The organism is Glycomyces algeriensis (assembly GCF_027622855.1).
Classification (GTDB): Bacteria; Actinomycetota; Actinomycetes; order Mycobacteriales; family Micromonosporaceae; genus Glycomyces; species Glycomyces algeriensis.
On sequence record NZ_JAPZVR010000007.1, the window covers coordinates 72,681 to 98,555 of the forward strand.

Annotated in this window: 25 protein-coding genes; 12 read left to right on the forward strand and 13 right to left on the reverse strand. The window is 68.3% G+C overall.

What is annotated here, in order from left to right; all coding sequences use genetic code 11:
• Positions 1-82 precede the first annotated feature (82 nt).
• Entirely contained in the window at positions 83-937 is an 855-nt protein-coding gene (locus O2L52_RS14775; protein ID WP_270116407.1) for a formylglycine-generating enzyme family protein, read from the reverse strand.
• A gap of 490 nt (positions 938-1,427) precedes the next feature.
• Between O2L52_RS14775 and O2L52_RS14780 the strand changes: the two genes are divergently transcribed.
• Complete coding sequence (locus O2L52_RS14780) at positions 1,428-1,775, forward strand: DoxX family protein (protein ID WP_270116408.1); 348 nt, start codon at positions 1,428-1,430, stop codon at positions 1,773-1,775.
• Between the two features lie 155 nt (positions 1,776-1,930).
• Here the strand turns inward: O2L52_RS14780 and O2L52_RS14785 are convergent, their stop codons facing one another.
• Positions 1,931-2,401 carry a carboxymuconolactone decarboxylase family protein gene (locus tag O2L52_RS14785; RefSeq protein WP_270116409.1) on the reverse strand — a complete coding sequence of 157 codons (471 nt, stop codon included), beginning with the start codon at positions 2,399-2,401 and terminating at the stop codon, positions 1,931-1,933.
• Between the two features lie 96 nt (positions 2,402-2,497).
• The gene (locus O2L52_RS14790) at positions 2,498-3,373 is read right to left on the reverse strand and encodes a LysR family transcriptional regulator (protein ID WP_270116411.1); all 876 of its coding nucleotides are present in this window, start codon (positions 3,371-3,373) and stop codon (positions 2,498-2,500) included.
• A 105-nt stretch (positions 3,374-3,478) separates the two neighbouring features.
• Between O2L52_RS14790 and O2L52_RS14795 the strand changes: the two genes are divergently transcribed.
• The gene (locus O2L52_RS14795) at positions 3,479-4,336 is read left to right on the forward strand and encodes an oxidoreductase (protein ID WP_270116412.1); all 858 of its coding nucleotides are present in this window, start codon (positions 3,479-3,481) and stop codon (positions 4,334-4,336) included.
• Positions 4,337-4,364: 28 nt separating this feature from the next.
• On the opposite strand, the gene O2L52_RS14800 is transcribed toward O2L52_RS14795, so the two are convergent.
• The 4 genes from O2L52_RS14800 to dnaE form a co-directional block, all read right to left on the reverse strand.
• Entirely contained in the window at positions 4,365-4,784 is a 420-nt protein-coding gene (locus tag O2L52_RS14800) for a hypothetical protein (protein ID WP_270116413.1), read from the reverse strand.
• Positions 4,781-6,106, reverse strand: coding sequence for a type II toxin-antitoxin system HipA family toxin (locus O2L52_RS14805; protein ID WP_270116414.1), 1,326 nt, complete (start codon positions 6,104-6,106; stop codon positions 4,781-4,783). The genes O2L52_RS14800 and O2L52_RS14805 overlap by 4 nt, the downstream gene beginning before the upstream one ends.
• Positions 6,069-7,742: a DUF262 domain-containing protein gene (locus O2L52_RS14810; RefSeq protein WP_270116665.1), complete on the reverse strand. Its 1,674-nt coding sequence runs from the start codon at positions 7,740-7,742 to the stop codon at positions 6,069-6,071. The genes O2L52_RS14805 and O2L52_RS14810 overlap by 38 nt, the downstream gene beginning before the upstream one ends.
• 101 nt (positions 7,743-7,843) lie before the next feature.
• Entirely contained in the window at positions 7,844-11,386 is a 3,543-nt protein-coding gene (dnaE, locus tag O2L52_RS14815; RefSeq protein ID WP_270116415.1) for a DNA polymerase III subunit alpha, read from the reverse strand.
• A 302-nt stretch (positions 11,387-11,688) separates the two neighbouring features.
• Between dnaE and O2L52_RS14820 the strand changes: the two genes are divergently transcribed.
• Both O2L52_RS14820 and mobA read left to right on the forward strand, forming a co-directional pair.
• Positions 11,689-12,696 (forward strand): DUF4192 domain-containing protein, encoded by a 1,008-nt coding sequence (locus O2L52_RS14820; protein WP_270116416.1) that lies wholly within the window; start codon positions 11,689-11,691, stop codon positions 12,694-12,696.
• Positions 12,697-13,182: 486 nt separating this feature from the next.
• Positions 13,183-13,812 (forward strand): molybdenum cofactor guanylyltransferase, encoded by a 630-nt coding sequence (mobA, locus tag O2L52_RS14825; RefSeq protein WP_270116417.1) that lies wholly within the window; start codon positions 13,183-13,185, stop codon positions 13,810-13,812.
• A 334-nt stretch (positions 13,813-14,146) separates the two neighbouring features.
• Here mobA and O2L52_RS14830 read toward each other — a convergent pair whose 3' ends face one another.
• Together O2L52_RS14830 and O2L52_RS14835 are read right to left on the reverse strand one after the other, a co-directional pair.
• Complete coding sequence (locus tag O2L52_RS14830) at positions 14,147-15,082, reverse strand: rhomboid family intramembrane serine protease (protein ID WP_270116418.1); 936 nt, start codon at positions 15,080-15,082, stop codon at positions 14,147-14,149.
• A 9-nt stretch (positions 15,083-15,091) separates the two neighbouring features.
• Positions 15,092-15,604: a peptidylprolyl isomerase gene (locus O2L52_RS14835; protein WP_270116419.1), complete on the reverse strand. Its 513-nt coding sequence runs from the start codon at positions 15,602-15,604 to the stop codon at positions 15,092-15,094.
• A 158-nt stretch (positions 15,605-15,762) separates the two neighbouring features.
• Here O2L52_RS14835 and O2L52_RS14840 point away from each other — a divergent pair, with 158 nt between their 5' ends.
• The gene (locus tag O2L52_RS14840) at positions 15,763-16,083 is read left to right on the forward strand and encodes a hypothetical protein (protein WP_270116421.1); all 321 of its coding nucleotides are present in this window, start codon (positions 15,763-15,765) and stop codon (positions 16,081-16,083) included.
• Between the two features lie 360 nt (positions 16,084-16,443).
• On the opposite strand, the gene O2L52_RS14845 is transcribed toward O2L52_RS14840, so the two are convergent.
• Positions 16,444-17,565: an aminotransferase-like domain-containing protein gene (locus O2L52_RS14845; RefSeq protein ID WP_270116667.1), complete on the reverse strand. Its 1,122-nt coding sequence runs from the start codon at positions 17,563-17,565 to the stop codon at positions 16,444-16,446.
• Between the two features lie 353 nt (positions 17,566-17,918).
• On the opposite strand from O2L52_RS14845, the gene O2L52_RS14850 reads away from it, so the two are divergent.
• Positions 17,919-18,437, forward strand: a complete 519-nt coding sequence (locus tag O2L52_RS14850; RefSeq protein WP_270116422.1) for a YbhB/YbcL family Raf kinase inhibitor-like protein — start codon at positions 17,919-17,921, stop codon at positions 18,435-18,437.
• Entirely contained in the window at positions 18,430-19,587 is a 1,158-nt protein-coding gene (locus tag O2L52_RS14855; protein ID WP_270116423.1) for a thiolase family protein, read from the forward strand. The genes O2L52_RS14850 and O2L52_RS14855 overlap by 8 nt, the downstream gene beginning before the upstream one ends.
• A 227-nt stretch (positions 19,588-19,814) precedes the next feature.
• Here the strand turns inward: O2L52_RS14855 and O2L52_RS14860 are convergent, their stop codons facing one another.
• Positions 19,815-20,078: a cell division protein CrgA gene (locus tag O2L52_RS14860; RefSeq protein WP_270116424.1), complete on the reverse strand. Its 264-nt coding sequence runs from the start codon at positions 20,076-20,078 to the stop codon at positions 19,815-19,817.
• 289 nt (positions 20,079-20,367) lie between these two features.
• Here O2L52_RS14860 and O2L52_RS14865 point away from each other — a divergent pair, with 289 nt between their 5' ends.
• The 5 genes from O2L52_RS14865 to O2L52_RS14885 all read left to right on the forward strand — a co-directional run bounded on the left by O2L52_RS14865 (position 20,368) and on the right by O2L52_RS14885 (position 23,877).
• Complete coding sequence (locus O2L52_RS14865) at positions 20,368-21,390, forward strand: class E sortase (RefSeq protein WP_270116425.1); 1,023 nt, start codon at positions 20,368-20,370, stop codon at positions 21,388-21,390.
• A 61-nt stretch (positions 21,391-21,451) separates the two neighbouring features.
• Positions 21,452-21,679, forward strand: coding sequence for a hypothetical protein (locus O2L52_RS14870; RefSeq protein WP_270116427.1), 228 nt, complete (start codon positions 21,452-21,454; stop codon positions 21,677-21,679).
• A 36-nt stretch (positions 21,680-21,715) separates the two neighbouring features.
• Positions 21,716-22,315, forward strand: coding sequence for an anthranilate synthase component II (locus O2L52_RS14875; RefSeq protein ID WP_270116429.1), 600 nt, complete (start codon positions 21,716-21,718; stop codon positions 22,313-22,315).
• 144 nt (positions 22,316-22,459) lie between these two features.
• Positions 22,460-22,873 carry a DUF7144 family membrane protein gene (locus tag O2L52_RS14880; RefSeq protein WP_270116430.1) on the forward strand — a complete coding sequence of 138 codons (414 nt, stop codon included), beginning with the start codon at positions 22,460-22,462 and terminating at the stop codon, positions 22,871-22,873.
• A 77-nt stretch (positions 22,874-22,950) separates the two neighbouring features.
• The gene (locus tag O2L52_RS14885) at positions 22,951-23,877 is read left to right on the forward strand and encodes a YihY/virulence factor BrkB family protein (protein WP_270116431.1); all 927 of its coding nucleotides are present in this window, start codon (positions 22,951-22,953) and stop codon (positions 23,875-23,877) included.
• A 105-nt stretch (positions 23,878-23,982) separates the two neighbouring features.
• Here O2L52_RS14885 and O2L52_RS14890 read toward each other — a convergent pair whose 3' ends face one another.
• Together O2L52_RS14890 and O2L52_RS14895 are read right to left on the reverse strand one after the other, a co-directional pair.
• Positions 23,983-24,645 (reverse strand): response regulator, encoded by a 663-nt coding sequence (locus O2L52_RS14890; protein ID WP_270116432.1) that lies wholly within the window; start codon positions 24,643-24,645, stop codon positions 23,983-23,985.
• Positions 24,642-25,796: a sensor histidine kinase gene (locus tag O2L52_RS14895; RefSeq protein ID WP_270116433.1), complete on the reverse strand. Its 1,155-nt coding sequence runs from the start codon at positions 25,794-25,796 to the stop codon at positions 24,642-24,644. The genes O2L52_RS14890 and O2L52_RS14895 overlap by 4 nt, the downstream gene beginning before the upstream one ends.
• Positions 25,797-25,875 lie beyond the last annotated feature (79 nt).

Consider the following 25,875-nt stretch of genomic DNA (forward strand, 5'->3'; position numbering starts at 1 on the left):
GCGGCGTCGGTCAACGAAGGCACTAGGAGTTCCGTGCGGTCCCACTGGCTCTGCAGGCCCTCGGGATGCATCCGTTGCCAGCTCAGCGCGACGCGTTGCGGGCCAGGCGGAAGCCGAGGTCGTCGATGCGGAGGGTGGGCATGGTGCGGCGGCGCACGCCCGCTCGGCAGGACCAGTGCTCGTCGAACCAGCCGCCGCCCTTGATCACCCGGTAGTCCCGGTAGACCTCGGCGTCGTAGACGTCATAGCACCACTCCCAGGCGTTGCCGAGCATGTCGTACAGGCCCCAGGCGTTGGCCGCCAGTTCGCCGCCGCGATGCAGGCGCTCGCCGGAATTGCCGCGGTACCAGGCGATCTCGTCGAGTTCGCCGTAGCGGGGGCCGGTGGTCCCGGCCCGGCAGGCGTACTCCCACTCGGCTTCGGTGGGCAGCCGGTACCCGTCAGCGGTGCGGTCCCACACGACCGCCTCGCTCCCGGAGCCCGCGCTTGTCCTGCTCCACCCCAGCTCGGCACTGCTCGCATTGCTCCCGCCGGATTTGGCCGTGTCTGCTTCGGCGATGTCGGCTCCGGGCACTCGATCGGCTTCGGCGATGTCCGCTCCGTTGACCTGGCCCGTTTCGGCGCTGCTCGCTCGGGGTGCTCCGCCCGCTTCGGCTTCGATCGCCGACTCCTCGCCGGTGATCGCGTAGGCAGGTCGCAGGCCCTCCTGCTCGGAGAGCCGGTTGCAGAACCGGACGGCGTCGAACCAGGACGTGCTCGTCGCGGGAAGCAGGTCGTCGCCGTTCTCGGCCCCGGTGATCTCGATGCCGAACGCCTCACCGATCGCGCGGCGCGTGACCTGCAAGGGCGACAGCAGGAACGGTGCGATCTCCACCGTCCAGCTCCGCTCAGTGCGCCGATCGGTGATGGTCACGGTCCCGGCCTCGATCATCTGCATCGCCGAATCCTAAGCGCCTCGCGCGGGAGCCGCACTCGGGCGAGGGCTGATGTGCAGCTGTTTCGGTGGCAGAGCTGCGGTTTCGCCCTTCAGGGCCGCAGTTCTCAGCATCACCGCCGTTAGAGCCTCGCCGCGATCCTCGAGCGCGGCCCGGTCTACTCGACCGCAATGCATCCGGCATCAGCGAAGCCAAGCGCGCCATCGAGGTTGCACTCGGCCTCCGGCTTCCCGACGCTGGCGGGCCACTCGTGCCTGCGGCTTCCCCACGCCCGCGGACGGCTCGGCCCTGACCAGGGCTCTTGCCCGCACGGGCCGGCGACTGGCCGGTCCTCCCTCCTGTGGTTCCCGCGCTGAGCCGGCGGCCGGCGGCCAGTATCCGGCGAGCAGCCTCCGTGATCCGGGCCACTTGACGGGATTCGCTGTCACGTTCGCTCCGTGCCGCGGTTCAACCGGATGTCAGCGTCACCGCGAACCGAACCGGAGCACTCCCATGACCATCGCCCACATCATCGTCACCATCGCCGCCGCGCTCTGGGTGGGCTTCTCGGCCTACTCGATCCTCACCAAGGCCGCCTTCGTGGTCGAGCCCCTGCAGAGCTACGGCGTGCCGCAGTCGTGGTGGCCCTGGCTCGGCCTCGCCAAGGCCGCCGGTGCGCTCGGCCTCATCGTCGGCCTGTTCGTCCCGTTCATCGGCGTGGCCGCCGCCGTCGGCATCATCCTCTATTTCCTCGGCGCGATCGTCACCGTGCTGCGGGCCCGCTCGTACGCCACGGTCCTCTACCCGGTCCTGTACCTGATCCCGGCCGCCGCCGCGCTCATCCTCGGGGCCCTGGCCTGAACCTCCGGCCGACCTGCCTCCTCTCTGCGCCGCAGCGAGACCGCCGCGATCGCTCTCACCTGCGACGGCATCGCCGCGCACACTCTCGGCGCTGCAGCACCGCCGACCCCTAGCCGATCGGGCCCGCGCCGAGCGCGGGCCCGTTCCCGTGTGACCTACTTCTGCCACTGCTCTGCGAAGGAGACGCCGACCTTCGGGTTGCCGATCAGCGCCAGCGGAATGAAGTACCCGATCTGGCCGAGCACGGCCGTGAGGACGGTGAGTTCCTTGTCGCTGAAGTGCTTCGCGGCTTCGTCGAACAGCTCGTCGCTGACGCGCTCGCCGGTCGGGTTGGGGGTGTGCACGGCCTCGGTGATGGCGAGTGCGGCCCGCTCTGCCTCGGTGAAGAACGGCGAGGTGCGCCAGGTGGCTACGGCGCCGAGACGCTCGAGGGTGTCCTCGGAGTCGCCGAGCTGGCGGGCGGTGAAATAGGAGCTGCCCACGAGCTGGCCGACGCGCAGGCCGACGAGGTTGACGAGGGTCTTCGGCAGCACGCCTTCCTCGTTCACGCGGTTGACGGCCGCGGCGATCTCGCCGATGACGGGGAGGTGCTGGACGGGGTTCTCGATGCGGGGGTAGGTGCTCATCGCGGTGTTCCTTTCGGGTTGGGCGGTTACACCACAAGGACGAAAGCCGGGCCGGGAGTGTGACCGCCGGGTCCCACGAAAGGGATGAGTCGCGCGTCACATGGAGGCGAGTTCGCGAACGACCTCGACGAACCCGCGCACGAGCGGCGAGTCGTCGTTCCCGCGCCAGGCCAGGGCGACCCGCAGCGGCTCGGCATCGGTGAGCGGCACCCACACCAGGTCGGGCCGGGCGTAGTAGGCGGCCATGCTCTGCGGCGCGAAGCAGATCGCGGCGCCCGCGGCGACCTGCTCGAGCATCTCCTCGACGTTGTCGTTCTGCGGTCCCCACAGGGGCTCCGAGCCGTCCGGGCGCGGGTTGACGGCCCACCAGTCGACCCACGGCCGAGGCGCCTTGTCCGTCCACATGAGCGGTTCGCCGTTGGTCTCGACCACGCTCACGCCCTCGCGCGCGGCGAGCCGGTGCCCGACGGGGAGGCCCACGACGCGCGGCTCGGTGTGGACCACGATGCTCCGGCAGCCGGTGAGATCGGCTGGGAGCCAGACGAAAGCAACGTCGACCTGGCCTTCCCGCAGCGCCGCCGCCTCACCGCCCCAGTCGAACCGCTTGGGCCCGACGCGCACATTCGGGCGGCGGCGTGCGAATTCGGCGCGGGCCCGCGTGGTCAGCTCGCCGGCGCCGCTCGCCTCGAAGCCGACTCGGAGCAGCTGTCCGTGACGGTGCCGATCCGCCACTGCCGCAACTCGATCGGCCGCCGCGACCGCTTCGGCGGCCGCGTCCAGCACCTCGCGTCCGGCTGCTGTCGGGACGACGCCCGCCGGAGTCCTGTCGAAGATCCGCAGACCCAGCTCGGTCTCGAACTGCTTGAGCGCGTACGAGAGCGCGGGCTGGCTCACGTACAGCGCCTTCGCCGCCCGCCCGAGGTTCCCGTACTCGGCAATCGCCGTCATGTACCGCAGCTGCCGCAACTCCATCCAGCGATCATAAACAGCGTTTATGACGTCTTCCGATTCCGGTATTGGACGCACCCGTTCATCAAGGGGGATAAAGGAACCGCACACCGCAATGGAAGGAACACCATGAACGACAACCCCACTCGCACCGCCGAAGGCCGCGTCTGGCTGATCACCGGCACCTCCTCAGGCTTCGGCCGCGCCATCGCCGAAGCCGCCCTCGCGGCCGGCGACACCGTGATCGCCACCGCCCGCAAGCCCGAGACCTTGGACGACCTGGCCGCCGCCCACCCGGGCCGGGCGATCCCCGTGGCGCTCGACGTCACCGACCCCGCGCAGATCAAGGCGGTCGTGGCCGAGGCCGTGCTCTGGTACGGCCGCATCGACGTCCTGGTCAACAATGCCGGGCGCGGGCACATCGGCGCGGTCGAGGAGACCACCGACGCCGAACTCCGCTCCCTCATGGACCTGCACTTCTTCGGCCCCGCCGACCTGGTCCGGGCCGTCCTGCCGCACATGCGCGCCCAGGGCAGCGGCGCGATCGTGCAGTTCAGCAGCATGGGCGGGCGCATGTCGTTCCCCGGCGTGGGCGCCTACTCGGCCACGAAGCACGCGCTGGAAGGACTGAGCGAGGCGCTCGTCGCGGAGGTCGCGCCGCACGGCATCGACGTGCTCGTCGTCGAACCGGGCGCGTTCCGGACCGGCCTGACCGGCGGCTCGCAGTCGGTCTCGGCGCCGCTCGAGGCGTACGAGGGGACCGTGGGGCCCTTCAGGACCGCGTTCCCGGACTCGAACGGCAAGGAGCCGGGCGATCCGGCGAAGGCCGCCGCCGCAGTCCTCGAGGCCTTTGCGGCCGAGCAGGTCCCGCTGCGGCTGGTACTGGGCAACGACGCGGCCGATGCGATCGGTGCGGAGCTGAAGTCCCAGACCGAGGAGCTCGCGGCGTGGGAGCACGTCTCCCGCGGCACCGACTTCGACGCTTAGCTTTCGGCGTCCGCCGGTGATGCCGGCATTACCGGCGGACGCCGAACAGCCAGCGCCAGCGCGGGAGTTCCGCGATGAGGCTCGCGATCGTCAACGCGCTCAATGCGGCGGCGCCCCACCAGGGCCAGGCGATCCAGGCGGCGGCGACGCCGCCGGCCATGGTCGCGGCAAGGATCGCGACGGTCACCCAGCCGGGCACGGGGACCATGGCCTGCGGTTTGTCGCCGGGTGTGGCGTAAACCGTGGGGAGGGCGATCGAGGCGAGCACGACGGCGATCGCGAGGGGTATGGAGATCTGGGCGAAGGCCATGCCGATGGCGGCCCAGGCGGCGATCTCGGTGAGGAAGCGGAGCGCGGCGGCCTTGCGGCGGAGGGGCGAGGCCGCGCCGATTTCGTGACCGAGGGGCGCCGCCGAAGCGTTTACTGCGCCGGGCTCATCGAAAGTCATGCCGCTGTAGCCAGTCTTGCGCTGGCATCTTCGATCCAAGTGTCGATCTTCGGTGAGAGCTCCGCCAGTTCCGAATACTGTTCCTGGACCTCCGTCCAAGCCAAACTCACTCGACTAGCAGTGTCTCTAGCGATCTGACTTAGATCCAAATTAATGGCCCCAAATCGATCTTGCAGCGTACGCTGCAGGCGCACGAACGAGTCAGCGCGAATTTGATCGAACCTTTTACTACCCGCAAGCTTAAGACCAAAATCTGGGACTTCATCGGGCGGCTGGTATGCGATCGTCGATACAAGGTCGTAAACGGGAGAAAGCTTTGGATTCCGCCCATCAGGATATATGAGTGCCCAGTTCTTAAGGTGTGCGTCTCCGTTTCCGATAACTGCGTTGAAGGAAATGCGACGAACAGTCTCTGCTAGCGAATTCAGATCTCGCCCACGATAGGCGATTCCCGCAACGGTCTCAAATTTACTTCGATATTTGTCTTGAGTATGACGAGTCGGTTCAGTCCATCTGTTCAAGACTTGAGCGAAATCTTCAACGTGAACCATCCTTCGTGAGCGATCCGGTTTACGGTCAAACCTTCGAACCGCGTACGCGAACTGCTCCGACCCCGGCCACATCCGCTTAGGAAGTTGCCTGGGGAGCTCGTCGCGGTGAATCAGCCTCACTTCCGGAGTGTCGATTCCGATTTCTCCCGCCATTCGCATCATAAGAAACTCGTTCACTGGCGCGTTCGGATAACGATAGTCCGGAAACTTCACAAGCCAATCGCCATGCTCACCAGCTGCCGGAATAGTCAATCGATCGCTGACTTCAAGCATCGAAAATTTCAATGCCACCCCGGCAAGAGAGAACCGCCAAGCGGATTCAACCCCGGGAGCTGGAGAGACCGGGCGCATAACGGAAATCGCCTCGATGTTTGACGATGTCTCCACTTCCTCAGCCGCAACAACTTGAACGGCCCCCGGAAGGTCATGACCTACCTGCGCTAGAAGCTCCATTTCTCGCTCAGCTGAGACGCCTCTGTCTTCTGCGATCCACTGTCGCAAGGGCCCTTCCGGGAGCAGATTGGAAAACCACGGCGGAAGAAGCAGCGCTGACGCACAGGACTCGTTGAGATGTTCCTCGAACCAAAGACCGAGCACGGGACGGTTCGGGTTCTGCAAGTACTGGGCAGTGAACTCAAACTCGGAGAAGTCACCGCTGTGATGGATACGCCCAATCTGAGATCCGTGCAGCAAAACCGCATAAGAACCCACAACACGTTGAGACAATGTTTCCCTACTCCTCGCCATCGAAATCCATTGATTGAATATCAACGGTGTCTTCGAATCCCCATTCGGTGGCACGGCTCAAGAAGGAACGAAACCACTCCTCCAGCAGACGGTTTCGCTCGTGAAGGAATGACCTAGGGCCCACATCCACCAGCTGCCGATACGCTCCTCGCTCAATCAAGTGGGACTCCAGCAGAATCGGATCAGTAGCAAGCTCAATCGCAGCCGAAATTGGCGCTGGTTCCTCGGTAGAGGGGAGCAACAAGAAATTTGCTGGACTTAGATACAAATCCTCAGCGGAAGACTGTGGATAAATTCTCTGAACAGCCGGACGCGCTGTGGTCTTTTCTCCAATAATGGCAGCCAGGTCGTGAATTTCAAAGGCTTCGCTACTTTCGAAGGATCTTGGTCCACGGTCCCACCACGAGCACAGCATTGCCTTAGACGAAGCGTGATTGGTCCGGAACTGACTTGGGAAGTCAAGCGGATACCGATCTTCGTTTCCAATCACACGAAGAAGTGCCTGGACAGACCCTTGCTCACTGCCGCGACTAATTCTGCTCGGCAATGCGCGAGCCATTTGGCTAAAACTGCCCCGGAACACCACCGGCCCCGCGGCCGTGGTGCGCCAGTACCAGCGACGCAGCAAGCGGAGACTATTCGCGCTAGGAGAAGGAAAGAAAGCGAAGAATCGAGTAAGAACTACAAGCAAGGCCTCGTATGAAAGGAACGCCGCATGAGGCACGGACGCGTGCTGCTGCAGGAATTCAACGGCTCTGTGTAGAGCAGCCGCCCCTTCCTCATACGCCGTGTCTCGATCCTCTCCAGGGAAATCATTACTAGATCGCGTTCCCGTGCTCCCGAGATCATTACCCGCGAACTCACTGTGAATATCTCGGGTTGGATCACTGCCGCGTCGAACGAGGATTGATGCGAGTACCGTCCTTTCTGGAATTTGACCAAATCCCGTGGCAGCGTCGATCTTAGATACGATACGAGGTATTGTCAGATGGTCATCAACCGCGTTTTCAGGCCCTGAATATAGGGCCTCGAAAACCTCAGAACGTCGTAGTCGCTTCCCGTAATTATTCATTCTATCGAAGATATCCGTTAGAATGTCCTTATCATCAACGCGAACAAAATAGGCCGGAATTTTGTACTCGCGAAGTCTTTTTGCTACCCGTGTGGCCGTCGTTAGATATTCGCGATCGAAATCAGGGCCCTTAGCGTGAAACCAGTCAATGAGTGATTCGATATCAAAGAGTGTTGGCACCCGAATGAGATGTGGAGATACAACTCTAGGGCTCTGTACAAATTTACGTTCCTGCAAATCGTAATAGATCTCGAAGCGCGAATCCGAGGCGCCATCTCGATGCAGAACATTGGCTAGGCTAATAATTCGCTGTTGCCCGTCAACAACCCAAAGACCCTTTTCGGATCTGGGGGCATTGATAGTAAGCGCCCCGAGTGTCAAAACTGCCTTTGGGCTCTGCCGCTCCCATAGAAGCAGGTTTCCGATGGGGTAGCCACGATCAATGCTGTCAAGCAAACGAACGACGTCTTTGGAGCCCCATCGAAAGTCACGCTGGAAATGAGGGATTCGTATCCTCCCTGCCCAGGTATCTGCAACCAGGTCATCCAACCCGATCGTGCCAGCGCTCGGTTGGGTCTCTAGGCTCATTTCCGACACGGGCGTTTCCTTCCGTTCCACGCCCTGCACGGACGTAGTAGACAGTCTAGTACTCCCCTGCGTGTCAGCAGGAACGCAGAGGACCCCGGCAATTACCCGACGAGGGCGCCGACGCCGAGGATCGCCTTGAGGTCGGCCGAGAGCTCGACCGAGGGCCGCACGCGCCACTGGTCGCCGAGGGCGAGCAGCGTCGTCTTCGGCCCGTTCGCGAGCTGGACGCGCACTTGGGCTTCGCCGCGGTGGGTCTTGAACGTGTCGGAGAGCTTTTCGATGAGGTCGGGGTTCACCGCGGCAGCCCGCAGCGCGAGCGTGACCGGCGCCGAATTCGACTCCGGCCCCCGCGACGTGTCGAGGACGGCGAGGTCCTGGGCGATGAGCTGGGCGGTGCCGTCGCGGCGGTCGAGCTTGCCCTTGACGCAGCACACGAGGTCGTCCGCGAGTGAATCCGAGACGAGCTCGTACGTGTTGGGGAAGAACCGGACCTCGATGGAGCCGGCCAGGTCCTCCAGGGTGGCCGAGGCCCACAGCTTGCCCTGCTTGGTGACGCGCTTGGCGACGTTCTGGAGGATGCCCGCGACGCGCACGTTCGCGCCGTCGGCGATCTCCTCGCCGTGGAGCGCCGCGACCGGTCGGTCCGCATTGGACGAGAGCAGCCGCTCGAACCCGTTGAGCGGGTGGTCGGAGACGTACAGGCCGAGCATCTCGCGCTCGAAGGCGAGCTTGTCGCGGCGGTCCCACTCGTCGTCCGAGATGGTGAGGTCGACGCCGAGGGTCTCGGTCGTGTCCTCCATCATGCCGCCGAACAGGTCGAACTGGCCGCGGGCCTCCTCCTTCTTGATGGAGACCATCGCGTCGATCGCCTTCTCGTGCACCTCGGCGAGGCCGCGGCGGGCGTGCCCGAGCGAATCGAACGCGCCGGCCTTGATGAGCGACTCGACGGTGCGCTTGTTGCAGACCGGCGCGGGGACCTTCTGCAGGAAGTCCTTGAAGTCGGCGTAGGCGCCCTTCTCCTCGCGGGCCTCGATGATGCCGGCGACGACGTTCGCGCCGACGTTGCGGACCGCGCCCATGCCGTAGCGGATGTCCTTGCCGACCGGGTGGAACATGTGCCGGGACTCGTTGACATCAGGCGGCATGACGGTGATGCCCATGCGGCGGCATTCGGAGAGGTAGATCGCGGCCTTGTCCTTGGAGTCGCCCACGGAGGTGAGCAGCGCGGACATGTACTCGGCCGGGTAGTTGGCCTTCAGGTAGGCGGTCCAGTACCCGACGAGGGCGTAGCCGGCGGCGTGCGACTTGTTGAACGCGTACCCGGCGAAGGGCAGCATGATGTCCCACAGGGTCTTGATCGAGTCCTTCGAGTAGCCGTTGCCGAGCATGCCGGCCTCGTAGTCGGCGTACATCTTCTCCAGGACGTCGATCTTCTTCTTGCCCATGGCCTTGCGCAGCATGTCCGCCTGGCCCATCGTGAAGCCCGCCAGCTTCTGGGCGATGCGCATGATCTGCTCCTGGTAGACGATCAGGCCGTACGTCTCGGAGAGGATCTCCTCGAGGGCCTCCCCGAGTTCGGGGTGGAGCGGGACGACTTCCTGGCGCTTGTTCTTGCGGTCGGCGTAGTTGTTGTGCGAGTTCGCTGCCATCGGGCCGGGCCGGTACAGGGCGTTGACGGCGATGATGTCGTTGAACTCGGTGGGCTGCATGCGCTTGAGGAGCTCGCGCATGGCCCCGCCGTCGAGCTGGAACACGCCGAGGCTGTCGCCGCGGGCCAGCAGCTCGTAGGCCTTCGGGTCGTCCGTGGCGAGCGTGTCGAGGTCGATCTCGACGCCCCGGTTGAGCTTGATCGCCTCGATGGCGTCGCCGATGACGGTGAGGTTGCGCAGGCCCAGGAAGTCCATCTTCAGGAGGCCGATGTCCTCGCAGGACGGGTAGTCCCAGCCGGTGATGATCGAGCCGTCCGGCCTGGCCCACATGGGGATGCAGTCGATGAGCGGCTGCGAGGAGAGGATGACCGCGCAGGCGTGGACGCCGGCGTTGCGGATCAGGCCCTCGAGGCCGAGCGCGGTGTCGAAGATCTGGCGGACGTCGTTGTCGTTCTCGATGAGGGCCCGGACCTCGCCGGCCTCCTTGTACCGCGGGTGGCTGGAGTCGACGATGCCCGAGAGCGGGATGTCCTGGGCCGCGACGGGCGGCGGGAGGGCCTTGGTGATGCGCTCGGCGATGGAGAAGCCCGGCTGGCCGTGGTGGACGCGGGCGGCGTCCTTGATCGCGGCCTTGGTCTTGATCGTGCCGAAGGTGATGACCTGGGCGACGAACTCCTTGCCGTACTTGTCGGTCGCGTAGGTGATCATCTCGCCGCGGCGGCGGTCGTCGAAGTCGATGTCGATGTCGGGCATCGAGACGCGCTCGGGGTTCAGGAACCGCTCGAACAGGAGGCCGTGCTCGATCGGGTCGATGTTGGTGATCTTCATGGCGTACGCGACGAGCGAGCCGGCGGCGGAACCGCGGCCGGGGCCGACGTAGATGCCGATGGAGCGGGCGTGGCTGATGAGGTCGGCGACGACGAGGAAGTACGAGGGGTAGCCGGCGTTGATGATGACGTTCAGCTCGAGGTCGGCGCGCGCGAGGTAGTCGGCGGGGACCTCCTGGCCGGGGAAGCGGCCCGTGAGGCCTTCCATGACGAGCTGGCGCAGCCAGGATCCCTGGTCGTGGCCCTCGGGGACGTCGATGACGGGCATCCGGTCCTGGACGGCGAAGATCTCGTCGTAGGACTCGACCATCTCGGCGACGAGGAGCGTGTTCGCGCAGCCCTCCTGCCACAGGTCGTCGGTCTTGATGCCGTACATCTGCTCGGCCGAGCGCAGGAAGTAGCCCTCGCCGTCGAATTTGAACCGCTTCGGGTCGTCCAGAGTGGTGCCCGACTGGACGCACAGCAGGGCCGCGTGCGTGGACTTCTGTTCCTCGGTCACGAAGTGGGAGTCGTTCGTGACCAGCGGCTTGATGTTCATCTTGCGGCCCAGCTCGTACAGCTCGTCCTTGACGCGCACGTCGATCTGGTTGTTGTGGTCCATGATCTCGAGGAAGAAGTTCTCGGCCCCGAAGATGTCCCGGTAGTCGGAGGCGGCTTGGTAGGCCTCCTTGGTCTGGCCGAGGCGGAAACGGGTCTGCACCTCGCCGGAGGGGCAGCCAGTGGTCGCGATGATGCCCTCGGAGTTCTGGGCGATGAGCTCGCGGTCCATGCGGGGCTTGTAGTAGTAGCCCTCGAAGGAGGCGAGGCTCGACATGCGGAACAGGTTCCGCAGGCCGGTGGAGTTCTTGGCGACCATCGTCATGTGCGTGTAGGAGCCGCCACCGGAGAGGTCGTCGCCGCGCTGGGACGGCTCGCCCCAGAACACGGGCTTCTTGTGGAAGCGGTCCTGCGGCGCAATGTAGGCCTCGATGCCGATGATCGGCTTCACGCCGGTCTTCTTCGCCTGCTGATAGAAGGCGTAGCCGCCGTACATGTTGCCGTGGTCGGTCATCGCGATCGCGGGCTGGCCCAGCCGCTCCGCCTCTGCGAACAGGGGTTTGAGTTTCGCAGCCCCGTCGAGCATCGAGTACTCGGTGTGCACATGCAGGTGGACGTACTGGTTCGACACGCTTCGCTCCCGCTTTGACCTGTGGTTTCGCCCGCTGCGGGCCCCTGCGCGGCTGCCTTGGGCACCGGCGCGGGCGGCCCGGTTCAGACCTTCCACCCTATCGCTCGGCATTGGGCGACCGCGCGGACTCCGCACCCGGAATGCCCTCCCTCTCAGCCCTTCGCGACCCCTTCCGGAAGCGCCGCGACACGCCGTTACCACGCGACGCAAAAACGGCCAAACAATCCACAGGGTCGTTTCGGTTATCCACAGGAGAAAAAAGAATCCTTGCCAGTTCTTGGCAGCTAACGGACAGTTGATACATGCATCAGACACAAGCGAGAATCAGCCTCAACGGCCCCACCGATCTACTGACGACAGTCCCGCTACTCCTGGGATTCCATCCCGACCACAGCCTCGTGATCGTGGGGCTCATCGACGGCGAACTCCAGTGCACCTTCCGGGTTGACCTCCCGGGCTCGGCCGACCATCTGGAGCACCTGCAAGACCTCACCGCCCAGTTGAGCCTCAATGAATGCAACGGCTCAGTGGTCATCGTCTACGGCGAGGCCGAGCTCGCCCAAGCGGTGGCCGAACGCGCGGCGACCCGGCTCGTCGCCGCCGGTATGAAACCGATCGACCAGCTGCGGGTCGACGGGGGCCGCTGGTTCAGTCTCATCTGCGGGAACGCCTGCTGTCCGACCGGAGGCCTGCCGCTCCCGGAGACCTCGGCGGCCTCCTGCGAGGTGGCGGTCGCGGGCGGTTACGCGGCGCCCGACCGGAGCGCGATCGCCGCCCAACTCGCCCCGGCCCCGGCGGGCCGGCGCGCGGCGGTGGCGCGGGCGGTCCTGGCGGCGCTCATGGCGGACGCCGAACTCGACTGGGTCGCGCAGCGGGACCTCGACCTCCAGGCGATCGACCACTGGATGGACGCGAAGCTCCTCCCCGAACCGGAGGCGATCGCCGCGGTGGGCCTGGCCTTGGGCGACCTGGACATCCGCGATTACGCGCTGCGGCGCATCAACTCGGGGCGGTTCGAGGGCAACCGGGTCGATCTGTGGCTCTGGGTGACCCGCCATCTGGAGGACGACCTGGTGGCCCCGGCCGCCACGGTGGCGGGCTTCGCCGCCTACCGCTTCGGCAACGGGGTGCTCGCCTTGGAGGCCTTCGAACTCGCTTTGCGGGCGAGCCCGCACTACCGGCTCGCGCAGATGCTCATGGCCGCCCTGCAGGCGGGCATCCCGCCGGGGGCGCTGTCGAGGATCGGCTGCGGCGACCGGGAGGAAGCAGAGGTCAATGACGGGCCGACCTGCCCGGCGGACGCACCTTGAACACGAAGCCCCTAGAGGGCGAAGTCGGCGGGCCGGAGCGGCGGCGGCAAGCAGGCGCCGCCGGTCTCAGCGAGGGGCGCGAGCTTCGTCCACTCGCGGACGCGTTCTGCGCCGTTGCGGGAAGTGCCGCACGACGTCGAGCATGGCTCACGTCGGCGAGGACGGCGAAGACGCGGCTCATCGGCGGTCCGCACGAGTCGCAAGGCGGTTCGGCGGTGGCACCCCGAACCGCCAACCGCCAACCGGCCGACAGTCCACCCGCGAACCGCGAACCGCGAACCCACGCACCCACGCACCCACGCACCCACGCACCCACGCACCCACGCACCCACGCACCCACGCACCCACGCACTTCTAACCCACCGGTCCCATTGAACCCAAAGAGGGGGAACAACAATCCATGACCAACAGAGTCCGCAAGAAACCCAACGCAGGTGACCGCACAGCAGCACCCCGCTACCGCGGAGTGATCGCTACTCTGGGGACATGGTTGAGCACCTGGGCGGCTTCGCCGCGATCATCCTCATCGGCGGCAAGGCCCGGCGATTCGCCGGGTGCGCCAAGAGCGAGCTGGTCGTCGGCGGTTCGACGATCCTGGACCGCATGCTCGCGGCCACCGAGGGCGCAGTGGCCCGGGTGGTCGTGGGCGCGCGGCCCGCCGACGCCGAGCCCCTCCCGGAGGGGGTGCTCCAGGTCTTGGAGGATCCGCCGGGTTCCGGCCCGGCCCGGTCGGTGCAGGCCGGTCTGGCGGAAGTGCCGGACGACTGCGACCGGGTGGCGATCCTCGGCGGCGACCTGCCTTTCCTCACCACCGAGGCACTGCGTCTGCTCCACCAGCACGCGAGCGGGCCCGGCCCGGACGGTGACGACCGCAAGCGCGGAGCGATCTTCTGCGACAACGCGGGGCGAAGGCAGTGGCTGTGCGGCCTGTGGCCCACCGACCTCGTCCGCCGCAACGCGGCCGAGGTCGAACCGGGAGCCCCGGCGAGGCTCTTGTTCTCGGACATCGAAATCGAGACCGTCACCTGGGAGGACGCGAGTCCGCCCCCTTGGTTCGACTGCGACACACCGGACGACCTCGCCCAGGCCCGAACCTGGGCCGCCGACCTCAAATAGCGGCGGCACGCACCGACAGGCACCGACCCGAACGCGCCAGCCGGCGCGGCAGCCGGAACCGGCGCCGCGAGGACGGTCAACGACGACCGTCGGCCAGTCGCTCCGAAGCGACGGCCCTCAACACCGTGCACACGACTACGACAGGGTGGGTGGGCGAGGGAGGTGGGGGCGGGGGGGAGGGGCCCCCGGAGGCTAATACGAGGGCCGACTCCGTTCGGGATCAGCGAGCGAGAAAGCCCGAGCGCAGAGCGCTCGGGCGGCGATAACGCCGCGGGCGGCGTTTCGATCTCGAAGGTGGGAACTCGCCTCGGACCGCCGTGGGCGGCGGTCCGGGTCAGACGATGTCGTACTGGTTGTCGAGCACGCCGGTCTGGAAGAACGTGATCGCGGCCAGCACCACCAGGAACAGCGCGAAGCCGACCCAGTGCAGGGCGCGTTGCTTGCGCGGCGTGAACGTCAGGATCGCGCCGCAGATCAAGCCGCCGATTAGACCGCCCACGTGCCCCGCGAAGCTGAACTGGAACATGACCGTCATGACGAGATTGAGTCCCAGCAGAACGTAAATGCCCTGATTGTCACGTCGAAGTTTGCGGTTGACCATGATCATCAGTCCGAACAGGCCGTACACGGCGCCTGAGGCGCCGGCGGTGGTCGTGCCAAACGAGAACAGGTAGACCGCGACTGATCCGGCCAGGCCGGACAGCATATAGGCCGTGAGGTACCGCGCTGGGCCGAGATCGCGTTCGAGGACTCGGCCGAGCATCCACAGCACCACCATGTTGAACAGCAGGTGGATGATGCCGAAGTGCAGGAACATGGCGGTGACCATGCGGTAGTAGCCGCCGGCGGAGACCGTCGGCGAAATGAAGTCGACGCCGAAGAGCGAGACCGGTATTTCGGGGACGGGCGCACCGAATTGGCTGAACCCGAGGCCGATTTCAGCGAACGCCAGATGCATCTCGGTTGCGCCCGGAGACACGATGGCTCCAACGCCGGCCGAGAGCACAGTAAGGATGAATGCGACTACGTTGGCGCCGATGAGCACCTTGGTCACGGTCCCGGTGGTGCCCGCTCGGGCGCCGCCGCCGAACGAGTTGCGCGTCTGGCGCATCGTCCGGCGGCCGGCGGCCACGCAGTCAGGGCATTGGAACCCGACGGGAGCGTCGATGCGGCAGTCGGCGCAGATCGGTTTGTCGCAGCGGACGCACCGCAGGTACGTCTGGCGGTTCCGGTGGCGATAGCAGGTGGGGGCCGACTGCTCGTCGCTCATCGAGGGTCGTTACTTCTCGATGACGACGGACTCGATGACGACGTCGTTGACCGGGCGGTCCATGGCGCCGGTCGCGACCTTGCCGATGCGGTCCACGACCGACTTGGAGTCCTCGTCGACGACCTTGCCGAAGATGGTGTGGCGGAAGTTCAGGTGCGGGGTCGGGCCCAGCGTGATGAAGAACTGCGAGCCGTTGGTGCCGGGCCCGGCGTTCGCCATGGCGAGCAGGTAGGGCTCGCCGAAGTGCAGGTCGGGGTGGAACTCGTCCGCGAACTGGTAGCCGGGGCCGCCGCGGCCGGTGCCGGTCGGGTCGCCGCCCTGGATCATGAAGCCGTCGATGATCCGGTGGAAGATGACACCGTCGTAGTACGGGCCCGAGCCCGGCTGGCCGGTCTCCGGGTCCTTGTACTCCTTGGTGCCTTCGGCCAGACCCACGAAGTTCGCCACGGTCTTGGGCGCGTGGTTGTCGAGCAGCTCGATCGTGATGTCGCCTGCGTTGGTCTTGAGCGTCGCCTTCGTCATGGCGTCTATGGTGCCAGACCGCCGAGGTTCGTCCAACTTTCTCCCCCGTTTCCCTCGACGGGTGTCACACGCCGGGGCACGATGAGGGTTACAGGCACTTAGAGGAGGCATTCACCATGGGCTTTAGCCGACATGCCACGACTCCGACCAAGGAGGCCGTGGACCATTTCACGCAGGGCGTGAACTCGCTGAAAGAGGCGGGTTTCGCAGCGGCCAGGGGAACGAAGGAGGCCGCTGCGCCAAGGGTCAACGTCGTCCTGACGAAGGTGGGCCTCAGGAAGCCGCCGGCCCGGAAGTGGCCGTGGGTCGTGGGGGCGATCGGCGCGGGTCTCGCGCTCGGGGGGGCCGCCGCTTACCTGTGGTACCGGCAGCGGACCGAGTCGATCGGGGAGGCGCTCCTCGCGGACGAACTCCTTGACGACTCCGAGCTCGACGACCGGGCGCTCACTGAGGAGCTCGTCGACAGCGTCACACGCTGACGGCGGTGCCCAAGGGGGGCAGAGAGAGTCCGGGGGTTCGCGGCGACGCGGACTCCCGGAGTCGTATAGGGGTGGAGTCATTCGGGGCGGGTCGTATTGGAGCGGAGTCGCGTGGGCGGACTCGCGTCCGGCGAAAAAACGCCGGACCGGTGTCTCACCTCGGGGGGAGTGGGTGAGTCCACCGATCCGGCGTCAATGGGGGCGGGATAACGACCGCACCGCGGCGAACCGCGGTCACGCACCGATCTTCGCTCCCCGCATCCGTTCTGGGAAGGGCGGCGCGGTGGCGGTTATACGCCATGGCGCATAACCGCCATCCATTGTCGACGTTACGTCCGTGATCGCTCACGGAGCGTGCGCCTACAGGCCCTTCGAGACCTCGACGGCCCGCGCGAGGCGGCGCACGCCTTCGTCGATCCGGTCGGCCTTCACGGCCGAGTACGCCAGGCGCAGGCAGCTCTGGCCGCCCTCGAGCACGAAGTCGGTGCCCTTGACGACCTGGACGCCCTCGTCCGCGGCAGCGGCCGCGACCTTCGCGCAGTCGACGCCCTCGCCGAGGTCCACCCACAGGAAGTAGCCGCCGTCGGGGACGATGAACTCGGCGCCCGGCAGGTGCGCGCGCAGCGACGCGGAGAGCTGGTCGACGCGCTCCTCGAGCGCGGCCTTGACCGTCGCGATCGAGCGGTCCAGCGCCCCGGAGGCCGCGAACTGGTAGATCGTGGCCTGCGCGAACATGTTCGGCGCGATGTAGGTGTTGGTGGCGGCGCCGGCGATCTTGGCGATGATGTCGGCCGGACCGACCAGGTAGCCGGTGCGCAGGCCCGGGCAGACGGTCTTGGAGAACGAGCACGCGTACACGACACGGCCCGTGGCGTCCTGCTCGAGCATCGTCGGGTACTGCTCGCCGCGGAAGCGGATGTCGTAGTACGGGTCGTCCTCGAAGATCGTGAACTCGTACTCGTTCGCGAGCTGGAGCAGCCGCGTGCGCTTCTCGCCCGAGAGCGTCACGCCCGCCGGGTTCTGGAAGTTGGGGATGATGTGCGCGAGGGTCGGGCGCACGCCGCCCTTGAGGAGGCCCTCGAGCTCGTCGACGTCGAGGCCGTCGGCCTGGAGGCGCACCGGGTGCAGCTCGCCGCGGCGGTTGCGCAGGCCGAGAAGGGTGCGGTCGTAGGTGGGGCGCTCGACGATCACCGGCGAGTCGGGCTTGACGAGCTCGTCGAACAGGAACGCGTCGGCCTGCATCGAACCGTTCGTGACCAGCACGTTCGCGGGGGTGACGCCGTGCTTGGCGGCGATCCACTCGCGCAGCGGGCCGTAGCCCACGGACGTGCCGTAGCCGGTGACCCCGGCCGGATCGGCTTCGAGCGCGGCCACGGCGGCGGCCTTGAGGCCTTCGGTGTCGACGATGTCGAGCGACGGGGCGCCCCGGGAGAAAGAGATGACGTCGGTGTTCGGCATGACACCAGCGTAAGCGGCCCGCAGGGTGGACGTCGAGCGGCATATGAGCCACCGCGCCGCAGCTCACCGGGCGGCACGGCGGGTCAGGTTCGGGCACACCGGCGGACGCGGCGGCACCACGATCCGGGGCGGCGTCCACGATGCGGACTGCCGGTCCCGCGGGGCCGGACGGCGGGCGCGGGCCGCGCGGTGCGCTCGTGCGGGCGGCCGGGGCGCGATACGGTGCAATGGCGGGGCCCGCCGCCCCGTGAGGTAGTTGACGGTTCCGTTGCAACCGTGCCGTTGTAACCATGGCCCCGCCAGCGAAGCGGCTCCTCCGCCCCGCGCGGGCGGGCAGGGCCGGCGCCGCGGGCCGGGCCGAGAAGTTGAGGAGAACGATGACGTCGCTCGACCGCACCCGGGCCCCCTGGCCCTACGATTTCCTGCCTCCGCTCCCGTCCTTCACCGTCGTCTCTGACGACGTGGCCGACAAGACCACGCTCGACGCCGCGCATGTCGCCGGGAGCGACGTCTCCCCGCACCTGGCCTGGTCGGGCTTCCCCGCGGAGACGGCCGGGTTCGCCGTCACCTGCTTCGACCCGGACGCGCCCACCGGCTCGGGCTGGTGGCACTGGATGCTCCTCGGCCTCGACGCGTCCGTCACCGAGCTCGCGTCCGGCGCCGCCGCCGCGCCGCCCGCGGGGACCGTGCAGCTGCGCAACGACTCGGGGACCGTGGGCTACGCGGGCGCCGCGCCGCCGCCCGGCGACCCCGAGCACCGCTACCTGTTCGCCGTGCACGCCCTGAAGGCCCCGGTCGAGGTCGACCCGGGCGCCTCCATGGCGGTGGGGTCCTTCCACCTCACGTTCAACGCGATCGCGCGGGCCGTCATCGCACCGGTGTACCGCAATGCCTGAGGCCGTCATCCTCGCCGCCGCCCGCACGCCGCTGGGCCGGCGCGGCGGCGCGCTCGCCGACGTGCACGCCGTCGACCTCGCCGCCCACGCGTTGCAGGCCGCGCTCGAGCGGTCCGGCCTCGGGCCGGACGCGGTCGACGACGTGGTGCTCGGCTGCGTCTCGCAGGTGGGCGAGCAGTCCTGGAACGTCGCCCGCAACGCCGTGCTCGCCGCGGGCTGGCCCGACCGGATCCCGGGAACCACCGTGGACCGCCAGTGCGGTTCGAGCCAGCAGGCGGTCGCGTTCGCGGCCGCGGCCGTCCTCGCCGGGCACGCCGACGTCGTCGTGGCGGGCGGGGTCGAGTCGATGACCCGCGTCCCGATGGGGTCGAGCGTCGGCTCCGGCGCGGGCCTGCCGTACGGCCCGGTGGTGCGCGAACGCTATGCGGCGCATGTGGACTCGGAGGCCCCGGTGCTGTTCAACCAGGGCCTGGCCGCCGAACTGGTGGCCGAGAAGTACGGGATCGGGCGGGAGGCGATGGACGCGTTCGCGCTCGCCAGCCACGAGAAGGCCGCGGCCGCGAGCGACGGCGGCCTGTTCGCGGGCGAGATCGCGCCCATCGGGGACGTCTCGGTCGACGAGGGCATCCGGCGGGACACGAGCATCGCGAAGCTCGCCGGGTTGAAGCCGGTGTTCCGGACCGACGGCTCGGTGACGGCGGGTTCGGCCTCGCAGATCTCGGACGGGGCCGCGGCGCTGGTGATCACCACTGACGAGCATGCGCGGCGGCTCGGAGTGCGGCCGCTGGCGCGGATCGCGGCGGCGTGTGCGGTCGGATCGGATCCGGTGCTCATGCTGGACGGGCCGATTCCGGCGACCGCGAAGATCCTGAAGCGCGCGGGCCTGGACCTGGACGAGATCGACGTGTTCGAGGTGAACGAGGCGTTCGCCGCGATTCCCCTGGCGTGGCTGGCGGAGACGGGCGCGGACGAGGAACGGTTGAACCCGCGGGGCGGCGCGATCGCGCTCGGGCACCCCCTGGGCGCTTCGGGGGCGCGACTGGCCGCGACGATGCTGCACTACATGCGCGACACCGGCTCCCGGCGGGGGCTCCAGGTGATGTGCGAGGGCGGCGGCATGGCGAACGCGACCGTGTTCGAGCTCCTGTGAAGCCGTCGGCTGCGAGGCAGACTCGCGGACGACGGGTCCCGCTACAGCAGATAATCGGGTCGTATCAGGAAATATCCTGATAAATCCGTCCTTAGGGACCCCTGGCGTAACCATACGCCGGGGGTCCGACCCTGTTCGGCGACGAAGGGTTCGAACAAGAGGCGAGGGGGCCTCGCCTCCGCCGTTCGGACGTGAGGCGAACGGTCCGCCTCAGCGAACGGTGCGGGTCAGCGCCACTTCGAGAGGACGAGCAGGGCGGCCACCATGCAGGAGAAGCCGACCGCGAGGTTCCAGTAGCCCCAGGCGCCGACCGGGAACTCCATGCCCGAGAGGTAGAACAGGGTCAGCCAGCCGATGCCGATGACGATGAGGGCGACAGCGGTGATCGGCACCCACATCGGGCTCGGCTCGTAGCTCTCGCCCGAGGTCGAACTCGTACCCGCGCCGGAGCTCGAGTAGACCTTCTTCTTGCGCACACGTGACTTCGGCATCGACGACTCTCCAACTGAGGGACATGTCCGGCGTCCAGGGTACCGTCCGCCGGTGACGCGCCGTCCGCGCGGGATCGCGTAGCTCACACCCCGGGAGCCGGGAGCCCGGTCAGGGGCGCGAAGCGCCTGCACCGCACCGCAGCGGTCGCACGGCGCGCCCGTCGGCACCCGTTCGCACAGGCCCCGCGCAGACCTGCCCGTTCGGTTGATATTCGGGTTCGCGGCACAACCCTAGGATTGCCTCGCGCGTTATGGTTACGAGATCCCCTACGAAGAGAACACCGGCACTATGGAGGCGACGTTCCAGGTGAGCGATCAGGACTGGTCCCCCTTCGCGAACGAGCCTCCGCCGACCCGGCGGCCGTCGCCGGGACCGGCAGCGGGCGCCCCGCCGAGCCCGGGCCGCGCCAGCGTTCCCGTCCCGCCTCCCGCCCCCACCGCCGCAGACCCCGACCGCACCACCGCACTCCGCCCGCCCGGCCTCGCGAAGAAGGCCCAGCACGCGCCCCTCGTGCCCGAGCCCGACGGCACCGCGATCCTCCCCGTCATCCCCCCTGACGAGACGCCCGCCCCGCCCGGCGCCGACAGCGAGGCCCGCAAGAAGCGCTCCGTGAAGCGCCACCGCAGCGACGGCGGCCTGCGGACGACCGTGCGCGGCCTCGGCGAAACGCTCATCACCCTCGGCGCGATCGTCCTGCTGTACGCCGGCTACGAGGTCTTCGGCGTCTCCCAGGAGATCAACAACGAGCAGGAGACGCTCTCGGGCGACCTCGAGAACATCTGGGAGGGCGCACCCGAAGGCGAAGAGGGCGTGGACGGCGCGCCCGTGCCCGAGCTCGGCGACGCGTTCGCGCGCATGTGGGCGCCCGACGTCCGCGCCGAGTCCTGGACCCTCGTCGAGGGCACCGAGCCGGCCGACATCGAGTACGCGCCCGGCCGCTTCCTCGACGGCGCGTTCCCCGGCGAGCAGGGCAACTTCACCCTCGCCGGCCACAACGTGCCCGCGATCTTCTCCGAGATCCGCTCCCTCGAACCGGGGGACAAGGTCGTCATCGAGACGAAGGAGAACTTCTACATCTACGAGGTGCAGTCGCACGAGGTCGTCAACGAGACCGAAATCGACATCACCGCGCCGGTCCCGGGCGAGCCCGGCTCCGAGCCCGGCGACGAGGACTACTGGCTGACCCTGTTCACCTGCCACCCGCGGTGGGACAACTACGAGCGCTACGTCGTCTACTCGCAGCTGGTGGACACCATCGAGCGCGACCCCGCGGGCGATCTGCCCGATGCGGCGATCGACCCGGAGGCCTGACGTGTACTCGTGGATCTGGAGGAAGCTCCCCGGGGGCCTGCCGGGTAAACTGATCGGCTCGGTGGCTTTGACGGTGGGCACGGTCGCGCTCCTGTGGTTCGTGGTGTTCCCGGCGGTGCGCCCGCTCATGCCGTGGAGCAACGTCGACCCGGCCGGCGGCGTGAACGTCGAGAACGGCGAGACCGGCGCGCCCGCCGAGGACCAGACCTGCACGCCCGGGGTGGACTGCCCGGGGACCGGGTTCGACCCCTCGGACTGGCTGACCGCGGAGTCCCCGGACGGGGAGTAGTACAAGGATCGAACGCACTGGTGGGGGCGGTGATGCATGACCGTGACGGGTAGCGTGCTGGTCGTCGACTTCCGCGACTCGTTCGTCCACACCATCGTCTCCTACCTGCGGGCGCTGGGCGCCCGGGTGGAGGTGCGCCGCTCCGACCGGACCGATGTGGACGAGCTCGTGAAGCTGCGCCCCGCCGGCGTGCTCCTCTCGCCCGGCCCAGGCCGCCCCGACGAGGCCCGGCTCGGCCACGACCTGCTCGACCGGTTCGCCGGCGAGGTGCCCGTCCTCGGCGTGTGCCTGGGGCACCAGGTGATCGCCGAGCACTGGGGCGCCGAGGTGACGCGCGCGGCCGAGCTGCGGCACGGCGAGACCTCGCCGATCCGCCACGACGGCGAAGGCGTGTTCGCCGGCCTCGCGAACCCGTTCACCGCCACCAGGTATCACTCGCTCGCGGTCGAGCCGTCGAGCGTGCGCGACCCGCTCGCGGTGACCGCTCACAGCGACGACGGCACGGTCATGGGGCTGCGCCACCGGTCCGTCGACGTCGAGGGCGTCCAGTTCCACCCCGAGTCGATCCTCACCGAGGACGGCAGCGCGCTGCTCGGCAACTGGCTGCGCCGCTTGGAAGGGCCGGCCGGCGACTAGGCGCCGGAGCGCGGCCGCGCGATCGCGGCGGGTCCGCCGTGCGGCCCGGGGTGAGCGTGGAAGCCGCGAACGGGTCGCCGCGTCGCCTAAGCTGTGTGCGCAAGCGGCGCCGACGGTGCCGACCGCCGCCCCAGGGGAACCCGTATGACTCGAGAGGACTGGCTGCCTCGCCGCAGCGCGGGCGGCTCTGTGCTCGCGGGGGTCCTGCTGCTGCTCATGGGCGCCTGGCAGGTCGCTATCGGGTACGCGGTCGCGGGCGGCGACGTGTTCGTCTTCACCGGCGGCGGCTACTGGTACCGGGGCGACAACACCGGCTGGGGCTGGGTGAACCTCGCGATCGGCTTGGCGGCCATCGTGTTCGGGCTCGGCCAGCTCGGCGTCTGGCGCCGTTTCGGGTCGTGGGGCGCGCATCCGGTGCCCGCGATGGTCGTCGCGGCGGTCTCGGCGGTCAACCAGGTCCTGCTCGCCCCCCAGTACCCACTGTGGACTTCGATCGTGATCGCACTGGACGTGTTCGTCATCTGGGGCCTCGCCACTCGCACCCGCACCACTACTTGAGCAGGCGGATCCCGAAGCGGCGTGCCGAGTTCGCGAGAACCGGCCCGCCCCCGCGCGAAGCCTGGCACGGTGGAGTCATGGGCGCCCGATCATTGGTCAAGGCCGCCAAGCAGTATGCCGGCGGCAGCCGCGGCGACACCGCCGCGGCACTCACGTACTACTCGGTGATGTCGCTGTTCCCCGCGATACTCGTGGGCGCGTCGGTCATCGGCATGCTCGACGAGGACGCGACCGCCGCACTCATGGACGGCGTCGCCTCCCTCGCCCCGGGCGAAGGCTTCCAGATCATCGAGGACGCGGTGGCGCGGCTCCAGATGAACCCCGCCGCCGCGGGACTCCTCGCCTTGTTCGGCCTGGCCGCCGCCCTGTGGGCGGCGTCGAACTACGTGGCGGCGTTCTCGCGGGCCCTCAACGCGGTCAACGGAACCGACGAGACCCGCAAGTGGTGGACGGTCCTCATCGTGCGGATCGTGCTCACCGTCGTGGTGGGCGCGCTGGCGGCGGTGACCGGCCTCGTCGCCGCGACAGGCGGTTCCGTGGCGCGCGCGATCGGCGAGGCAGTCAACGCCGACTCGGCCGCGGTCACGGTGTGGACCTGGGTGAAGTGGCCAGCGGTGATCGTGCTGGTCATGGTGATCGTGGCGATGCTGTACTGGCTCGCCCCCGCGAAGCGCGCGACCTTCCGGCGGCGCGCGCCCGGCGCGGCGCTGGCGGTGGTGCTGTGGATCGCGGCCTCGGTCGCGTTCGGGCTGTACGCGGCCAACTTCGGGAGTTACGACAAGACGTACGGCGCCCTCGGCGGCGTGATCGTGTTCCTGGTGTGGCTGTGGATCACCAACGCGGCGTTGCTGTTCGGCGCGGAGTACAACGCGACGGCCGAGCCGGAGACGGACACCGCGGGAACGGCCGCCGGCGAGGCGGGCGAACCGAGCGCCGCCGCAGGCGGGGCCGGGAACGATGCCGACGCCGAGACCACTGCCGATGCGGACGGCGACAAGTCTTGAGCGACCCGCGCGTGACCGACCCGGCCTAGACCGCCGAATTCCCAAAGGATTAGGCGTTGGGCGCGTGTGGTCGGAAGTCGGCACTTCGCGACCGCGGGCAAGCGGTCAGGCGGTTCCCTTGGGCTGCACCAGGCCCGACTCGTAGGCGAAGACGACCAGGCCCGCCCGGTCGCGGACGGCGAGTTTCATCATAGCGCGGTGCACGTGGGTCTTCGCCGTGGCCGGGCTGATGAACAGGCGCTCGGCGATCTCGCCGTTCGTGAGGCCGCGCGCGACGAGCGCGACGATCTCGGTCTCGCGCGAGGTGAGCCCCTCGACCTGCCCGGCGAGCCGCGACGGCGGGTGCGCCACGTACTCCGCGACGAGCTTCGCCGCGATCTGCGGCGACAGGAGCGTCTCCCCCGCCGCCGCGGCCCGCACGCAGCGCAGCAGCTCTTCGGGCTCGGTGTCCTTGACGAGGTACCCGGCGGCGCCGGCGCGCAGCGCGTCGAACACGTACGCGTCGAACGAGTAGTTGGTGAGCATGACGACCCGCAGCGAGGCGAGCCGCTCGTCCGCGGCGATCGCCTTCACCGCGCTGATGCCGTCGCCGCCCGGCATCTCGACGTCGAACAGGGCCACATCGGGCCGGTACTCGCCCGCGAGACGCACCGCGGTCGGGCCGTCGGCGGCCTCGGCCACGACGGTCATGTCGTCCTCGGCGTCGATGAGGGCCCGGAAGCCGCCGCGCATGAGCGGCTGGTCGTCGGCCAGCAGCACCCGGATCACCGCAGGCCCCCCGGCTCGGCGCCGGCCTGGACCGGGATCAGCGGCTCCGTGCTCGGCATCGGCAGGCAAGCGGTGACGGTGAACCCGAACTCGCCGGGGCCCACGTCGAGGGTCCCGCCGAGGGCGTCCGCGCGTTCGCGCATGCCGGTGAGCCCGCGCCCGGGCGTGAAGCCGCGCGCCCGGCCGTTGTCGGCGACCTCGACCACCAGCGCGTCCTCGTTGCGGCGCACGCGCACCCGCACCCGGTCGCCGTCCGAGTGCCGCACCGCGTTCGTCAAGGCCTCCTGCACGATCCGGTAGGCGGCGTGGTCGACCTCCTCGTCGAGCACCACGGTCTCGTCGACCTCGCAATCGACGTCGATCGCGAAGCCCAGGCCCCGGTACCGGTCGGCGAGGGGCGTCACGCGGGAGAGCCGGTGGCCCTCGTCGTCGCGGAGCATCGTGAGGGTCTCGCGCAGCTCCCGCGTCGCGTCCTTCGCGGCCTCCTCGACCGCGACGAGCGCCGGCGCCGGCTCCTCGCCGCGCTTGCGCGCCAAGTGCAGCGCCACCCCGGCCTGGACCCGGATCACCGAGATCGAGTGGGTCAGCGAGTCGTGCAGCTCGCGGGCGATGCGCACCCGCTCGTCGGCGGCCTTGCGCTTGACCGCCTCCTCCCGGGTGTGCTCGGCCTCCGCCATGTACGCGTCGCGCTGGCGGCGCGACTCGCCCGAGATGAGGGCGACGTGGAGCCAGCCGATGACGAGCATCGACTGCTCCATCACCGCGCCCGTGAACTGGAAGCCCGCAGCGGTCCAGTTCCCGAGCATCGTGGCGACCGAGACGAGCAGGACCAGGCTCACGGTGAGCCTGCGGTGCCCCCGGTACATCGAGACCGCGATCGCCACCAGCGCCGGGATCGCCGCGAGCGGGCCGACGTGCAGGTGCCCGACCGCGACCAGGGCGCCGACGGTGACGAGCAGGACCGCGCGCGGGTAGCGGCGCCACAGCGGGAACACCAAGGGCCCGGCGGCGAGCAGCGGCCAGCCGTACCAGGCGAGGCCGTCCCCGACGGCGACGGCCGCGCCCGAGACGAGCGTGTCGGAGAGCAGGACCGCGGCCACGACCAGGTCGAGCCGCAGCCCGTTGAGGCGGTTTCCGGGGGGAATGGACATGGCCCCAATCCTAGGTCGGGGCCGTCACCTCGGCATCGGCCCGAAGTGCAGGCGCCGCGTACCGCGCAGGGTGTACGCG

Bases quoted from the DNA above. Each gene is read 5' to 3' on its own strand.
- O2L52_RS14855 (WP_270116423.1), top strand. From the start codon at position 18,430: ATGCCTGAGGCCGTCATCCTCGCCGCCGCCCGCACGCCGCTGGGCCGG.
- O2L52_RS14875 (WP_270116429.1), top strand. From the start codon at position 21,716: ATGACCGTGACGGGTAGCGTGCTGGTCGTCGACTTCCGCGACTCGTTC.
- O2L52_RS14810 (WP_270116665.1), bottom strand. From the start codon at position 7,742: ATGAGCCTAGAGACCCAACCGAGCGCTGGCACGATCGGGTTGGATGAC.
- mobA (WP_270116417.1), top strand. From the start codon at position 13,183: ATGGTTGAGCACCTGGGCGGCTTCGCCGCGATCATCCTCATCGGCGGC.
- O2L52_RS14835 (WP_270116419.1), bottom strand. From the start codon at position 15,604: ATGACGAAGGCGACGCTCAAGACCAACGCAGGCGACATCACGATCGAG.
- O2L52_RS14785 (WP_270116409.1), bottom strand. From the start codon at position 2,401: ATGAGCACCTACCCCCGCATCGAGAACCCCGTCCAGCACCTCCCCGTC.
- O2L52_RS14820 (WP_270116416.1), top strand. From the start codon at position 11,689: ATGCATCAGACACAAGCGAGAATCAGCCTCAACGGCCCCACCGATCTA.
- O2L52_RS14780 (WP_270116408.1), top strand. From the start codon at position 1,428: ATGACCATCGCCCACATCATCGTCACCATCGCCGCCGCGCTCTGGGTG.
- O2L52_RS14800 (WP_270116413.1), bottom strand. From the start codon at position 4,784: ATGACTTTCGATGAGCCCGGCGCAGTAAACGCTTCGGCGGCGCCCCTC.
- O2L52_RS14830 (WP_270116418.1), bottom strand. From the start codon at position 15,082: ATGAGCGACGAGCAGTCGGCCCCCACCTGCTATCGCCACCGGAACCGC.
- O2L52_RS14775 (WP_270116407.1), bottom strand. From the start codon at position 937: ATGCAGATGATCGAGGCCGGGACCGTGACCATCACCGATCGGCGCACT.
- O2L52_RS14850 (WP_270116422.1), top strand. From the start codon at position 17,919: ATGACGTCGCTCGACCGCACCCGGGCCCCCTGGCCCTACGATTTCCTG.
- O2L52_RS14865 (WP_270116425.1), top strand. From the start codon at position 20,368: ATGGAGGCGACGTTCCAGGTGAGCGATCAGGACTGGTCCCCCTTCGCG.
- O2L52_RS14790 (WP_270116411.1), bottom strand. From the start codon at position 3,373: ATGGAGTTGCGGCAGCTGCGGTACATGACGGCGATTGCCGAGTACGGG.
- O2L52_RS14885 (WP_270116431.1), top strand. From the start codon at position 22,951: ATGGGCGCCCGATCATTGGTCAAGGCCGCCAAGCAGTATGCCGGCGGC.
- O2L52_RS14880 (WP_270116430.1), top strand. From the start codon at position 22,460: ATGACTCGAGAGGACTGGCTGCCTCGCCGCAGCGCGGGCGGCTCTGTG.
- O2L52_RS14795 (WP_270116412.1), top strand. From the start codon at position 3,479: ATGAACGACAACCCCACTCGCACCGCCGAAGGCCGCGTCTGGCTGATC.
- O2L52_RS14895 (WP_270116433.1), bottom strand. From the start codon at position 25,796: ATGTCCATTCCCCCCGGAAACCGCCTCAACGGGCTGCGGCTCGACCTG.
- O2L52_RS14860 (WP_270116424.1), bottom strand. From the start codon at position 20,078: ATGCCGAAGTCACGTGTGCGCAAGAAGAAGGTCTACTCGAGCTCCGGC.